The 14,087-nt window shown below is 60.6% G+C and carries 7 protein-coding genes; 5 read left to right on the top strand and 2 right to left on the bottom strand.

Going from position 1 to position 14,087, the window contains the following annotated elements; all coding sequences use genetic code 11:
* Positions 1 to 133: 133 nt before the first annotated feature.
* Positions 134 to 1,051 carry an AraC family transcriptional regulator gene (locus tag FH08_RS0112775; protein ID WP_031358696.1) on the bottom strand — a complete coding sequence of 306 codons (918 nt, stop codon included), beginning with the start codon at positions 1,049 to 1,051 and terminating at the stop codon, positions 134 to 136.
* Between the two features lie 103 nt (positions 1,052 to 1,154).
* On the opposite strand from FH08_RS0112775, the gene FH08_RS0112770 reads away from it, so the two are divergent.
* The 5 genes from FH08_RS0112770 (at position 1,155) to FH08_RS0112740 (ending at position 6,169) form a co-directional block, all read left to right on the top strand.
* Positions 1,155 to 1,904, top strand: coding sequence for an SDR family oxidoreductase (locus FH08_RS0112770; protein ID WP_031358695.1), 750 nt, complete (start codon positions 1,155 to 1,157; stop codon positions 1,902 to 1,904).
* Positions 1,905 to 1,967: 63 nt separating this feature from the next.
* Positions 1,968 to 2,726 (top strand): SDR family oxidoreductase, encoded by a 759-nt coding sequence (locus FH08_RS0112765; RefSeq protein WP_031358694.1) that lies wholly within the window; start codon positions 1,968 to 1,970, stop codon positions 2,724 to 2,726.
* A gap of 1,227 nt (positions 2,727 to 3,953) precedes the next feature.
* A complete protein-coding gene (locus FH08_RS0112750; protein ID WP_031358692.1) occupies positions 3,954 to 5,036 on the top strand; it encodes a M14 family metallopeptidase in 1,083 nt (360 codons plus the stop codon).
* A 334-nt stretch (positions 5,037 to 5,370) separates the two neighbouring features.
* Entirely contained in the window at positions 5,371 to 5,637 is a 267-nt protein-coding gene (locus FH08_RS0112745; RefSeq protein WP_051888204.1) for a winged helix-turn-helix transcriptional regulator, read from the top strand.
* A gap of 79 nt (positions 5,638 to 5,716) precedes the next feature.
* Positions 5,717 to 6,169 carry a tlde1 domain-containing protein gene (locus FH08_RS0112740; protein WP_160172464.1) on the top strand — a complete coding sequence of 151 codons (453 nt, stop codon included), beginning with the start codon at positions 5,717 to 5,719 and terminating at the stop codon, positions 6,167 to 6,169.
* Positions 6,170 to 6,237: 68 nt separating this feature from the next.
* On the opposite strand, the gene FH08_RS0112735 is transcribed toward FH08_RS0112740, so the two are convergent.
* Positions 6,238 to 11,700: a hypothetical protein gene (locus tag FH08_RS0112735; protein WP_031358689.1), complete on the bottom strand. Its 5,463-nt coding sequence runs from the start codon at positions 11,698 to 11,700 to the stop codon at positions 6,238 to 6,240.
* Positions 11,701 to 14,087 lie beyond the last annotated feature (2,387 nt).

Raw genomic sequence — 14,087 nt, 5'->3', positions numbered from 1 at the left:
AGGGACATTCATACAGGTCGACGCATGGACATTCGTGCGGTCGCTTCGCTCAAATAGCCGCCATTAGTGAGTTGCCTTGAGCCACCGGATTCCCTGGCCTTAGCGCCATCGGAAACAGCGTGTTTCCGACGTCTTACGTGCCGTCGGTGGCCGCCTGCTCCTCGCGCGCGTATTGTGAAGGTGGCCGCCCGACGTGCCGCGTGAAGGCGACGCTGAAGGTGCTGGCGGAGCCGTAGCCAACGCGCTGTGCAACCTCGGCGACGCGGCCTTCATTACGGCGTAGCAAGTCCTTTGCGAGCGCCATGCGCCAAGTGAGCAAATATTCCATTGGCGCCACGCCGACCGCGCGGTTGAAGCGTTCAAAGAAGGTTGAGCGCGACAGTGCGGCTTCTTTCGCGAGTTCAGCAACCGTCCACGCGCGCGTAGGGTGTTCGTGCATACCGCGGATCGCGGCCGCGAGGCGGCAATCGGACAGTCCGCGCACCAGGCCCGGTGACGCAGTCGTTTCCGCCGTGGACCGCAGCGCCTCAATGAGCAGCACTTCCAGCAGTCGTGATAGCACGACCTCGCGCGCAGGCCGCTGCTCGCGTGATTCATCTCGTACAAGTTGCACAAGGGTGGCCAGCCGCTCTTCGCCGCGGACATGCACGAGTTGCGGTAGCAACGAGACCAGCAGGGATGCATCTGGTGAACCAAAGCTGCAGTGGCCGACCATCATTCGCGAGTCGACAGCGCTGTCCGGCTCCCCGATTCTAAATTCATTGTTGCCGAGCGCGATCGGCACCAGGGTCTGAATGCCCGGCGGTGGCGGCACGTGGCTGGACATCGCGACGCCATAGGCCGCGGGAATCAGCACGAAATCACCCGAGACGAGCTCGATGGGCTCGTGCCCGTCGATCACCATGCGGCATGCGCCCTCGAGGATCACGCAATAGAACGGCTGACCGGCATCCGAGCGGCTAACGCGCCAAGGGCTGGCGCCCAGAACCAGTTTGGAAAACCGGGCGCCCGGCTGCAGCAGCGTCACGACTTCGGCCAACGGATCGATCATTGCCGGACTCCTGCAAATGAAATTCGGATTTTCGATCGTAGCGAGTACGGTTGAGGCGGTCTATCGTACGGGCATACGCAAACCACCTCACATCGGAGTTCCCATGAAAACCGTCCTGATCACTGGCTGCTCGTCCGGATTCGGCCTCGAGATCGCCCGCTATTTTCTGGCCCGCGACTGGCAAGTCGTCGCCACGATGCGCACGCCGCGCGCCGACGTGCTGCCGCCTTCAGAGCGTTTGCGCGTGCTGGCGCTCGACGTCACAGATCCGGAAAGCATCCGCAAAGCTGTCGAGGCGGCCGGCCCGATCGACGTGCTCGTCAACAACGCGGGCTTCGGCGCGGCTTCCCCGGCGGAACTGGTCCCGATTGCGACGGTGCGCGAGATTTTCGAGACCAACACCTTTGGCACGATCGCATTGACGCAGGCGGTGCTGCCCCAGTTTCGGCAGCGTAAAACCGGCGTCGTAGTGAATGTCACGTCGAGCGTAACGCTGAAGGCGCTGCCTCTGATCGCCGCTTACCGTGCGAGCAAGGCGGCGGTGAACGCTTTTACCGAGTCAATGGCGCTGGAGCTCGAGCAGTTCGGCGTGCGAGCGCGCCTGGTGCTGCCGGGCCGTGCGCCCGACACCCGGTTCGCAGAGAACGCCCACGCCCACATGCATGGCCTCGAACACGAGGCCTACGCTGGTCTCGTCAAGGATATCTTCGCGCGGTTCCAGGACACCTCTACACCCGTCACCCAGGCACAGGACGTCGCTAGGGCCGTGTGGCGCGCGGCGACGGACCCGTCATCCCCAATGCACATCCCGGCCGGCGCGGATGCCGAAGCGTGGGCGGCTGAGGTTCGCTGACCGAGTGGCACAGATTGAACATGGCTTCTACGCGCTACAGTGTATTTCGATAAGGAGATTGCTATGCAGGACAAACTCGTTGCTCTCGTAACCGGGGCTAATCAAGGAATCGGTCTTCAGATCGCAAAGGATCTCGCGGCAAGCGGCTTGACTGTGTTGGTCGGGTCGCGCAGCCTCGAACGCGGCGAGGCTGCGGCTAGGGAAGTTGGGCTGGACGCCGTCGCGCTCCAGCTCGACGTGACGAATCAGGCTTCGATCACCTCTGCGGCGGAGCGTGTCCGAAACGACTTTGGCCGCCTTGACGTGCTCATCCAAAACGCGGCCATCTCGAATACGAGGAAGCAGCCCGGTCAGTCCGTCGAGGAGTACGCAAAGACGACGCGCCCGAGCAACGTGGCGCTCGATGAAATGCGCGCGGTGTGGGACACCAATGTGTTTGGCGTGCTCGCTGTGTACCAGGCGATGCTGCCACTTTTGCGCAAGACGCCGGGCTCCCGCATCGTGAACGTGTCGAGTGGCGTCGGGTCGTTGACGACGAACTCGGATTCGGCCTTCCCGTACCGCGCGATCTTCGGCCCAGTCTATCCAGCGTCCAAGACGGCTCTCAACGCTTTGACGGTCGCTATGGCCATCGAACTTGAGCCAGAAGGTATCAAGGTCAATGCCGTCTCCCCGGGTTTTACCAGGACGAACCTCAACGGATATGCGGGCACCGAGACCGTCGAGGAAGGCGCTCGCGAGGCGGTGCGCGTTGCGCTGCTGGGTCCGGACGGCCCCACAGGGACGTTCACGCGCTGGAAAGGGGAAGCGATCCCATGGTGATTTAAGTCTAGTGCGCGTGTTCGGAGGGGTCGATGGATTGGGTCGGAGCGCATGAAATTAGACCGTTCACCTGAGCCTTGATAACTGCGTTAAATTTCGCTGTTGTTGAAATGATGGCGGCTGAGCGTCCGCTCGGCACATGCGATGAGGCGGACGGCAGGTGCGCCTCCGAAGGAGCCGTTCAGGTGGTGCGAGTTGAACGGCGGCTATACAGGGTCGAGAGTGTGAGTTCGCTAATGCAGGAAGCTGCCGTCGAGTTGCTTGATGCCGCCATCGTCAGCTGTCCGCCGTATTGCCGACGTAGAACCCGGCCCGTCCCAATGGCAGCTAAGGCCGAAAAGCGGCAGCCGACCATGCATGAGCGGACTCCCATTGGGCTTTGAGACGGGTCGTTCACACACAAACGAGGCGAGTGACGGCAACGGGTTATTCGATTTGCGTAAACCGGTCGTTCAGAAACTGGGATATGGCTGGAATCTCCAATGACCAGATTGGATATGGCGCGTGCCGACGGGCACTCTCGGGACTGCATTAGACAGAGTCTGGCGGTATCAATGACGGTACCGCCTTCAAATCGTGTTGAAGTTCCCGGCCCGCGCGGCTTATTCAGACGAATAGGGCATGGATGCTCCAATGCGGTCCACCGAAAGCCACTAAACATTAGCAGGAATTTCGGTATCGCTGACGGTATCGGCGCGATCGGTTCAACCGGAACGCCGTCCCCGCAACGTTCAGCCCCATGATTGACGATCGAGTGGGGATGCCTTTTTTTCGGCCGATTAGTGACGCGTGCTATAGACTTAATTGAAGAAGCGAAAACAGTCGAGCGCGTCATTTGCACTATGCATGCGATACCGGCGGTGGTGCGCGCGGTGCTGACCAGGTCAGAGTGTCTCCAAAAACGCCATCGCTGCAAAAGCAGCGATAACCCGCTCAGATGCCGGCTTGGGCGTGTCACCGCGAAGTATGGGTAGGATGATGGGTACGCGGCGGTTGGGAAGAGTGGAGCCGAACTTGGCGGAGCTTTGCAGACAAATGTTGGAGTCGCTGTTCGCCGCTCAGTCCGCCATGCAGGCGTTCAAATAGCGCCAGCCCGCGCGCGTAGGTTTCGTCTCTGCGCGGCATAACGACAGAGGCCTCACGCCAAGATCCCCATGCCCTGATTGCGTCGTAGGTCGGATATTAGTACTACTATGGTAGTAACTATCGCCGCGACGGGACTTGGCTATGAACTATTTCAGCATCGACTATGCGCAGGCTCGCAATCAATTTGTCGAGGTTGCTGGTGCGAATGGGGCACACCTCGACTCACATCTCCATGCTCTAAAGGGTCCACGGGGCGAGAACCTAGCGGTAGATCTGGCGTGGTTCGGGTCGCGTGATGCAAAGCGTGCGTTCGTCGCGCTTTCTGGTGTGCATGGGGTCGAGGGATTTTTCGGATCCGCCGTTCAGACCGCATGGATGGACCGCGGGGAGTACAGGCGGTTGCCTGACGATGCCTGCGCACTTCTAATTCATGCTATCAATCCGTTCGGATTCGCGTGGTTGAGACGAACGAACGAGGACAATGTCGACCTGAACAGGAATTGGATCAATTTCGCCTCATCGGTTCCGGAAAACGAAAAATACGAAGAAATCGCAGCCGATGTGTCTCCCGTTGATTGGTCTGAAGCTGTGCGCGCTGAGACGGGTTCGCGCCTCGCTGCGTGGCGGGAGCGAAATGGCATGCCTGCCTATCTACAGGCGGTTACGAGCGGGCAATGGCGTCACGCCGATGGATTGTTCTACGGCGGTAGTGGACCAAGCTGGTCCCGATCGGTCTTAACAGAGATCGTTACAACGCTGTTGGATCGCGCTCAGCGGGTGGTCATGGTTGATTTTCATACGGGCTTGGGACTGCATGGATACGCAGAGCCGATTATTCATCGGCGTCGGGATGACCCAGGTTTCTCACGCACGCAGGCGTGGATCGGAGCGACTGCAACGTCGATTTATGGTGGTGGGTCTATTTCCGCCGAAGTGAGGGGAGACGGTATCAGCGCAATCCAGAACATGCTTCCAAATGCTCTCGTCGACGCTGTGTCGCTTGAATGCGGCGTTCTGTCAATCGACAAGGTTGACATCGCCCTTCGTGCTGATAATTGGCTCCATGCCCATGGAGATCCGGGCTCCTCTGACGCGGCGGACATTAAGAAGTTGATTCGAGCAGCATTTCACAGTGATGAACCGCTTTGGCAAGGAATGGCGCTTGGTCAGGGGCTAGCGGCCTGTAGGGCTGCAATGAACGGCATGAGCCAGCCCGCTGCGTAAAGCTGTCTGACCCGTACGACAGCGCATAAATCAAACAGATTCTGTGCGCTTTCGACGTGGCATCAGGACCCTTTGGTTCAGCAGGTCGGCTACAAACGCCACCAATAAGCATAGCTGATAGTGTCGGTTGCCAGATTTTTTCTGGAATTGCGGGTCGACTCGTTCTAGCCAGATGTTGTCGGAACGAGCGATGGGACTTACACGACGCGCGGGTCAAATGTCTACTCTTGTCGCGCAATGAGCATGAAAGTTGGAGATGTTGTCATAGTGCGCATCTGAACCATGCGGTTGACAGGCAAGAATCTCCGCGAAGGCATTCCCAGACGGAGAAGGCATGGAGCGAAAAAGTTTCGAAGACATGGACTGTCCAGTAGCACTCGCACTTGATCAGGTCGGTGAGTGGTGGAGTCTGCTGACTCTTCGGGATGCCCTGGAAGGTTCAAGGAGATTTGAGCAGTTCCGCGAAAGCCTTGATATATCAACGACGATGCTGAAAAGAAGATTGTACGACTTGGTTGAGGCGGGAATTTTGAGTCGGCATTCCATCTCCGAAACGTCCAGTCGGAAAGAGTACTGGGTTCCGGAAAAGGGCCGTGGTTGATCGGCATAACAAATTGATTGTGAATCGTGTGAACGTATCGTCTATGCTGAAGAGAGCCAACTCTCGAACGGGGTTTGTGATGAACCTGCGGACATGGATTAGTGGAATCGCGCTGCTCGCCTTGCCGCTCACCGCAAGCGCGGAATGGCTCTACGAACAGAAATCCGGGCATTTGTTCTGGTCGGGAACGCCGGTGGTCACGCCGATTGCGACGGGTTATTCGGGCGCAGGCACGCCGAAGAATAATCCCGACATGCAGTGCGTGAGCGAACTGGGCCCAATCCCGCAAGGCTATTACGATATAGGCGATCCGGTCACGATCGCCGCGGGCGCTCATGAAATTCCCTATGCCGTTCCGCTTACGCCAGCTAAAGGCACCGACACCTGCAAACGGACGGGGTTCTATTTCCACGGCGAAAGCAGGACTTCTCCGCAGTGGGCGTCCGCGGGATGCATTATCGTCGGACTTGATATCCGCAAGAAGATCGTCCAGAGCGGCGATCGCGTGCTGCACGTCGTCGCCGGGAAATAAATAAGGCCTGGCGTTGAGCGTCGCTGTGCCGCCCATTCCGAAGCGCATCGCGCGATGCGGCATGCGCATCAGGAAAGCTCCACGTGCGCGGCAAAGCGCGGACCGCTCGCGATGCGCTCGACACCTTCCCCTCGCGCCTGAGCGGGGCTGACCGGTTCATCCTCGTATGTCGCCGGAAGATGGTAGTCCCGCTCTTCGATATGCAAGTGATACGACGCGGACTCGGCCTTGTCCATCTTCGGATCGAAACGGATGAGATGCGGGCCGGAGGTCCACGTGACTTGCGCGCCTGCTTCGAGGGCATCCGGAAAGCAGTCGCGCAGCGCGTCTTCCTCGCACTTGATTTCCATGCACCTGACCGCGTGCGCGTTCGTGTATTGCCGCACGACTTTTACATGCATGCGGTGTTCCGGCTCCGGCTCTTTCGGACCCGACGTCGGAGTGGGCATTCCGAAAGTCGCGGCGGCCTGTTGCCCGACGATCGACACGGACACTTGCTTGAAGTCCGGCTTCGAAACGACGTCCACCTCAACGCGGCGGCCCGGCAGCAACTGCGTCCACAGGATGATGGGATACGACACCTGGAGTTCCGCGTCCGCGTGCTCCTGATATCGGACGAGACCTAGCCGCACGAACGGTTCGGCTTCACTCGGATGCTCGATGTCCACATCGACGTACCACTCTTCGGTGCGGACATCAAAGCGGGGTGTGTACGCGACCAGCGCCACATCGAGAAGGCTTTCTGGTGTGACCGCTGCATTCGCACTTTTATCGACGGTGTTGTCCTTGCGAACCGGCATGCTGGCCGTTTCGATGAGATCCGCCGTGAAGCCGCGCGACTTGCTTTCATCGAGGTCGCGGAAAGCGGTGCGCGGAATGAAGGTGTGCGACTTCGTGGCATCGGAAGAAAGATGCGGCGGGCGCATGGGATCATCGCCCCATCGCGTGATGAACTGACCGCCCGCGCCGAGATCGATGTCTTCGAAATCGCTGAGATCCATCACGCGATTCCCGTCGCTCGGCGCGGGAACGCGATCGCTTTCGAGCATGGGCTCGTTTTTCGGATCGCGCACCGGTGGCCACACGACGATGCCAAGCCGTTCGTCCACGCCCGACGAGAACCATCCGCGGCTCATCGAAATGCGGATGATCGAGCGGCGCGAAAGCGCCTTGCGAATGCCGAACCACGGACGCTTCTGCGTGTCAGATTCCCAATAGAACGCGGGAATGGGTGTGTTGCACAAGGGCGCGGAAGGGCGCACGCCCGACTTGAGATACGCGACGAGCGTCTGATCTTTTTCGTCCAGTTGCGGCAGCGGAAGATCGACGCCGGGCTTCAAGAACTCGCCTTTGCAACCGCTGTTGGCTGTGCGCATGAACGCCGCGTGCCGCGGCTTGCCGATGACGTGCAGTTCGAGTCTGCGCGCCCGCCTGTCGGGAAACACATGCCGCGTTTTCACGATGCCTTGCCCGTCGCTTGGCGTTGATGCCTTGCGTTCGTCCGGCGTGAGGGTGTAGTTTTTGAGCGCCACTCGTGCAAGCAGTGTATCGGCCGGCTTTTTTCCCGCGTCTGCCGGGACTTCCTGTGCGCTCGACAGGACCGGAATATCGTCGATGCCGAGCAGCGTGACCCGCCCTTTTGGCAGCGTCACGTTGCCATCGGCGTCGACTTCGAAACCGAATACGCGGCTTGGCGACAACTTCTTGCCATCGACCGTCGGCCAGTTGTCCTCGCGCTTGTCTTTCACGCTGCGGCCGCGGTGCGGATCGTCGAAAGCCTGCGTCGTCGGCAGCGTGGCGTTCGCCACGATGTCCAGCCCGCCAGTGGAAAGCAGATCCACCTCCACGTCGCCAATCAGGCGATATTCGAGCGTCGCTTGCGCATCGGTCCCGGACGAAACCGGAGGCTGCTGCTGGCCGTTGGCTGTGCTGTCCGGTTGCGGTGGCGGCGGAACCTCGATCGAGCGGCGCTGGACACACACCGCGTGGTTTTTCTCCCTGACGAGGGTCGGTTTGTATAAAGGCTTGTCGATCGCATGGGTGCAGCGCAACGTGCGCACGGCGGCCATTTCGCTCAGCGGTCGCGTGGTCAGCGTCTCTCGAACGATCTCCGCGATCGTCTGCAATACGGGCTTGCGCGGCGCCCATAGTCCACCGAAACCATCGCGCCAACCGGACGGAGAATCCGTCGGGCAAGCCTGCTTCCCGCAATCGTCAATCTTTTGTGCCGAGGCGTTTTTCGGCAGCAGCGCCGCGAGCGCATTGCAGACGTCGGCGTGCGTGGCCTGTTGACCATCTTTCTGGACGCTTTGCAGCGCGATGGCGCCGATGGCTTCAACCAGCGCGGAGCAATTGGCAAGGTCCTGCCACTCGGGAATGCACCAGACGTCCACATCGAAATCATCGCCGGGACGCAGATACAGCGTCGCTTCCGGGGTTTTGTCAGCGCGTTTGTTCCCGTGCGGAGGCACGGACAGAACATCGCTCAAACTCAGGATTACATTTCGCGAAGCGGAGGCCCGGCGCTCTATGTTCAACACGAAAGGCTTCGCGTCCGGATAATGCGCGCCCGGAAACACCGGAACCATGAACGGACCGCCATCGAGATATCGATCGGTTCCGGCATAGCGGATGGCCACCACGTAATACTTGGCGAACGGATCGGGATAGTAGGGCTTCTCGCGCGTGTTCACGTTCTTCGAAGAGCGCATATAGACGAGATCGCCCATGGCTTCTTTGGTCGTCGAAATGGACGGGGGATTCGCAAAGACCTCGCCGTTGATGCCGGAACAGGACTTGATTTCGGCGACGGGAAATCCTCCCATGTCGTGGTTCAGGCTGACTCCGCTCAGACCCTGCGGCAGCGTCGCGGAATGAAACTGGTCGAAACTGCCATGGAGATTGACGAAGTGAGGTTCGACCGATGGCGGCGCGAACACGCGCTGCGTTCCGCCAGGAAAACCGCGAAACGCTTGCGCGCCATCTGCCGAGCGGATGATCGCGTGCGACGCGCGCTCGTAGCCCATCGCGCCGTACTGCTTGAGCGCGGAGTCTTCGTGCAGCAGCAGGAAGGGCGCATCGACACGTTCATGCCGCAGGAATCGCCGGAAACCTCGATCCTCGCCGCTGCCGTGCCCCGGAATCGTCACGTTCGGCGTGTTGTCGTAGATCTTCGCGGCGTACGAGAGCGGCACCGAAATGCCGCCCGCATACACCGCGCGTATGCCGAATCGGTACGCGCGGCCGAAGCGCAAAGGCGGCGGGCGTCTTTCCGGATCGTTGTGCTCATCCGGCAGGCTGATCGCATCGCTAGTGGCAAGGTCCGTGGCGACGCTCTTGTTCTCCGCAGGTCCGGCGCAATGCGCGCCCATCGGATCACCATTCCACAGGGCGACCGCTTCTTCCACATAGGCATCGGCGTGACGATCGGACGATGGCGTGCCATTCGCGTCGACCGTGGGAACGATGCGGATCGGCAGGCCAAGCACGGCATCTTCGATAGTCTGGCTCCATTCGTCCGACGCCGCGATGCGCCTGGCCGCGCGTGCGGCATGGCCTCGATCGACGGAAGGCGGTGGTGCGAGTAATGTCGACATCGCCTGCTTGACCTGCTCCTGACAATGCCCGGACGCGCCGTGCTCGATACGCCTCGCCATCAGCGTTCGCCACGGCAGTATGGAGGTCGAGGCGGCATTCGCCTTGTTCGCTTGCGCTTCGTCGTTGGTTGGACACTTCACGTCGGGATGAGCGGGAACGGCGACGTCGATCCGATAGCCGATCACGAGATCCTGCGCTTCGAGTACGAGCAGGCCGCTATCGGTCGCCGGCTTGCACAAATGAAAGTCGCGCCTCTTGAGTTGGCCGTCCGTGAAGTCATCACGGCCGCGATCGAGCAGCACGAGCCCGGCCGTCTGATGCGTCTTGCGCAAGCCGTACTTGCCCGCCGAGCCCGGCGTCTGCTGCGTAACGGATTGATAGCCGAGATCGATCGCGCCTTCCATCGCGTTCTGCACATTCAGGCTCGTGATGACGAAGCGGCTCAGATCGGATGGACCGCTGCCGTTCGCGTCCTGCTGCGTCTCGGCCGAGTCGTGAGATGCCGACGCGACCAAAACGCCGTCCACTTGCGGCGAGGAGGAACCCTTGTCGGCCTCCGCCTGGGTCGCGGGCCAAAAGCGCGTCGTCTCGTTGAATCCAGTGAACGTCCACGCGCGCCGGTGCGACGCCGACTTGACCGCATGATCGGTGTTCTCGTTATCCGGGATGCCAGGGTTGTCGGTGGACACCGACATGAAACCCGTTTGCGGAAAAGGTGAGATGCCCAACTGCGTTCTCGCGGCTTCCGTGAGTTGCTCATAGGTGAACTCGACATCCACAGTCAGCCCGAAGAGCCGCGACAGCGACGGCGATCCCTGAGTGGTGAAAAAGCGCTGACTCACGATGTTCTTCACCTTGCCGTCTTCATCGAAGGCTCGCCTGCTGTCGTCCGTGCCCTTCATTTCGGCCATCACGTGCGACAAGCCTTTGACGATATCCGTGCGGCCCTTGCGGATCGCTTCCACGTTATCGCTGTTCGCGAACAACTTGTTCACGCTCACCGCCGAACGTTTCGGGCTCGAAGTGGCGTCGGCGACCTTGACGGGGCAGACGAAGCCCGGGCAATGCTGTGCGTACGCGCGCGAGATTTCCATCGCGGCCTTTCGATACGGGTCCCGACCATCGCGGCGACCCTGTTTCTGGACGCCTTCGGTATCGCTCGCCTCCTGGCCGGCATTGCCGGGAACGTTGCCATTCTTGGCCAGGGACACGCATTCGCATTCGAGGTCACTCCATTTCGTTTTGTCGCCGGGATCGGCGCTCATCGCGTGCAGTGTGGACATCAACTCGAGGGCGCGCTGCGATTCCAGCAAGACGGAAAAGTCCGTCTGACGCACCGCCGAGACGGAATGGACGACCGTCGTTCCGACTGCGCCCTTGCATTCTTTCTCGTTGGACTGCTCGTCCGCGACGAGCGTGAGGCCCGCGCGCTGCAGATTCGCCGAACGGTCGGATTGCCGCGCGGGTGCATTGGCGCTTTTCACAGCGCTGCCCTGATTCGACTCGGTAATCGAATCGAACAGCGCCTGCCACACGGTTTCTGGCTCGACCGTCTCGATATGCGGCGCCTTATCGACCTTTTCTTGTAGGACCTCGAGCCCCGTCAAATGCCCGATTTCGACCTTGAAACATGACTGCCAGAGCGACTCCACCCATTGGGCATCCTGTTCCGTGCCGCCCCATGTGTCCTGTGCGGCTCGCGCGCGGGCATTCAAGCGGAATTCGCGCGTGTCGTTGTTTAGTTTGAACGTCAGCGGCAACGTCCATTCGTGACCGGAGCGGCGGAGGTGCGCGAGCACGGCCCTGGGCCAAGTCTCAAGCTGCGACTGATCCAGTTTATCCGCGGCGGGTGTGAGCATGACGGTGGCGCGCAAGATCGTGCGGTTCTCGGCATATCCGTTCGGCACGACCTTCGCGATGGCGATGAGGTCCATTAGAAGTCCGCTCCTCGTTTCAGACGATCATCGAAATAGGTCTGATACTTCCCCCAGTTCTGAGACTCGCAAACCGTGTCGACGCGCAATCGCGCACCCGGCTGAGCAGCGGGTGCGGCGGCTCTCGCGGCCCCGTGTTTGCTGGCGACGCGCGTGGCTTCCGCGTATCCATGCGCCACGGGCATCAAAGTGACGGGCGCATCGGAAACGACGGCGTAGGGATCGCCGTAAAGTGTGTCGGTCGATGCGAGACGCACGGGTTCGTCCACCGGAGCCGAATTGGTCTTGGTGTCGTTCGACTTCTGGCCACCACCGCCGCCGCCCCAACTGATCGAGCAGGCAACATTCACGCTGTAGTCGTAACTGACGAGGCCCATCGAGAACGAGAAGCGAAAGGTCGCGGTGCCTTCCATGCGCTTGCCGTCATCCGTCTGCCGCGCGATCACGCTGAGCGATGCGCCGAACGTGAAGATCCAGATCGACGCCGCGCCGCCGCAGTAGAACGTCGCGGCGAAATCGACTTTGGTGTTGCGCCCCGAGCGAATATAGATGCCCGTCATGATGCGGCCGTAGCCCGTCAGCGGCCCGTAGGCGAACGCGGCGGCGCCGCCGTATTCGAACGCTGCCTCGAATCCGACGATGCCTTCGCCTGACGCTTCCAGCGCGAAGAATCCGCTGCCGCCGTATGGCGCTACGGAAATGGTGAATGGCGCATCGCGGCGCGCGAGTGAAGCGACAAACGTGGCGTCCTTTCCATCGAAATGCAGCCGAGCGGCCGCATTGATCGAAACGTTGAAGAACGAGACCGTGCCGATCGAAATGATGCCGAGATTCAAACCGTAACCGACTTCCAGACCGAGGCCGAGCGGATTGAGATAGAAGCCCGTCCCCTTGGCCGAACCGATGTAGGGCGCGAGCGACTGCAGAAACTCGAGTGCTGGGCCGATCGAGAAACCCGCATATTGCAGATCGCATGTCGGCGAGCCGCCCGTGGTCCGGAACTGCGCACCAGCGAAATGAATCGTCACGGCCTCCAGTGGGCCGAGGAGCGTGATATCGAACGCCCCGAGTTCGCCGACGCACGAAATCTGTGGACTGGTAGCGGCGAGCAAATCGATGCTCGTCGTCGAGGTGATCTTCAGTGCGCAGTTGTTGAGCGGCCTGAAGACACCGGCCGTCGCCGCGCTGGCGTTGGGGCTGATCTGCGCGGAGAAGTCGAACGACGTCGTCATGCGCGAAGGCACGAGCAGCTTGATCTGCGATTCGATGGCATCACGCATGGCGCCGAAATCGAACATCGCCAGCAACTGACTGCGCAACGCATCGATCGACAGCGACTTGAGTTGCTGCGCAATGCGCAGCGGCGTCGCCGCGCCGTTTTGCCATCCCTGTAAAAAGCGCACGACATAACGAAATGCGGGTTCCGGCAGCGGGGCGGTCGGGCTCAGGTCCGTTTGCAGGTGGTCGAGCGAATTGACATCGCGCGCGAGTTGATCAGTAGTCTCGTTGCGCGCGTACGGCAGCGGACCCGTGTCCGCGGGGGCTGGATAGTAATTCGGCGGTTCATCGGGCGCGACGAGCAGGCCGGTTGCGTTGAGGGCGAGGGGCGATGCGCTCAGCGAGCGCCACGCAGCGTTGCGTTCGTCGCAGAGCTTATCGTAGATCGCGGTGACGCTCGGATTGAGCGTTTTGACGTCGCCGCTGTCCTTTTTCGAAAAGAGCAGGAACGCGATCTTCGACGAGAACTTCTGCACGATCTCCGACGCCGAGGTGAGCACCTGGTCCCGGTAGAACATCATTTTCTCGATCAGCCGTGTCGGCAGCAAGCCGATGGCCGTTTGCGCAAGAACTCGTTCCGGCGGGTCGCCGAACGGATTGACGCTCAGCTCGATGCGCAGACTGTTGCTGTCCTTCAGTTGTTCGAGCCTGTCGTAGTTTTTCAGCGTGTCGGACGCGTCCGTGATGGCTTTGTTGTTCGCGTCTTCTATCTGCTGGATCTTCTCTTTCGAGTCTGCGTTCAGTCCCGCCGTGTCGATCAGATCCTTTGCGTTTTCGCAAACCCATTCGTTCACGTCGGCGAGTAGGGCGAAGGCTTTTTTCAGTACCGCGGAGGCCGCGTCGAACAACGCCTTTTTTAGCAGTTCGCTCGTGGCTTCGGTAGGCAATTTGGCCAGCTCTTCGATGGCGGCATAGGCGGACTCGACCGCCACTTGCATCGCGCTGGCCGCTTGCGAAAGCGTGACGGAAATCGGTTCGAGTTGCAGGCTGGCGAGCGCTTGCGCTTCGCTCTGCGCCTTCAAGGGCGCCTTCCAGTCGATCCCGGCGATCTGAACGAGCCCGGAACTCCAGAGCCGCAGCGCGCAGTCGAGGTTGCACAAAGATGAATG

Source organism: Caballeronia sordidicola (genome assembly GCF_000729995.1).
Taxonomy (GTDB): Bacteria; Pseudomonadota; Gammaproteobacteria; order Burkholderiales; family Burkholderiaceae; genus Caballeronia; species Caballeronia sordidicola_A.
The sequence above is the reverse complement of the archived record's forward strand: the minus strand, read 5'-3'. Positions and strand labels throughout refer to the sequence as shown.

What these genes read in the sequence shown, in the direction of transcription:
- FH08_RS0112775 (WP_031358696.1), bottom strand. Translation starts at nt 1,051, where the DNA reads ATGATCGATCCGTTGGCCGAAGTCGTGACGCTGCTGCAGCCGGGCGCC.
- FH08_RS0112770 (WP_031358695.1), top strand. Translation starts at nt 1,155, where the DNA reads ATGAAAACCGTCCTGATCACTGGCTGCTCGTCCGGATTCGGCCTCGAG.
- FH08_RS0112765 (WP_031358694.1), top strand. Translation starts at nt 1,968, where the DNA reads ATGCAGGACAAACTCGTTGCTCTCGTAACCGGGGCTAATCAAGGAATC.
- FH08_RS0112750 (WP_031358692.1), top strand. Translation starts at nt 3,954, where the DNA reads ATGAACTATTTCAGCATCGACTATGCGCAGGCTCGCAATCAATTTGTC.
- FH08_RS0112745 (WP_051888204.1), top strand. Translation starts at nt 5,371, where the DNA reads ATGGAGCGAAAAAGTTTCGAAGACATGGACTGTCCAGTAGCACTCGCA.
- FH08_RS0112740 (WP_160172464.1), top strand. Translation starts at nt 5,717, where the DNA reads ATGAACCTGCGGACATGGATTAGTGGAATCGCGCTGCTCGCCTTGCCG.
- FH08_RS0112735 (WP_031358689.1), bottom strand. Translation starts at nt 11,700, where the DNA reads ATGGACCTCATCGCCATCGCGAAGGTCGTGCCGAACGGATATGCCGAG.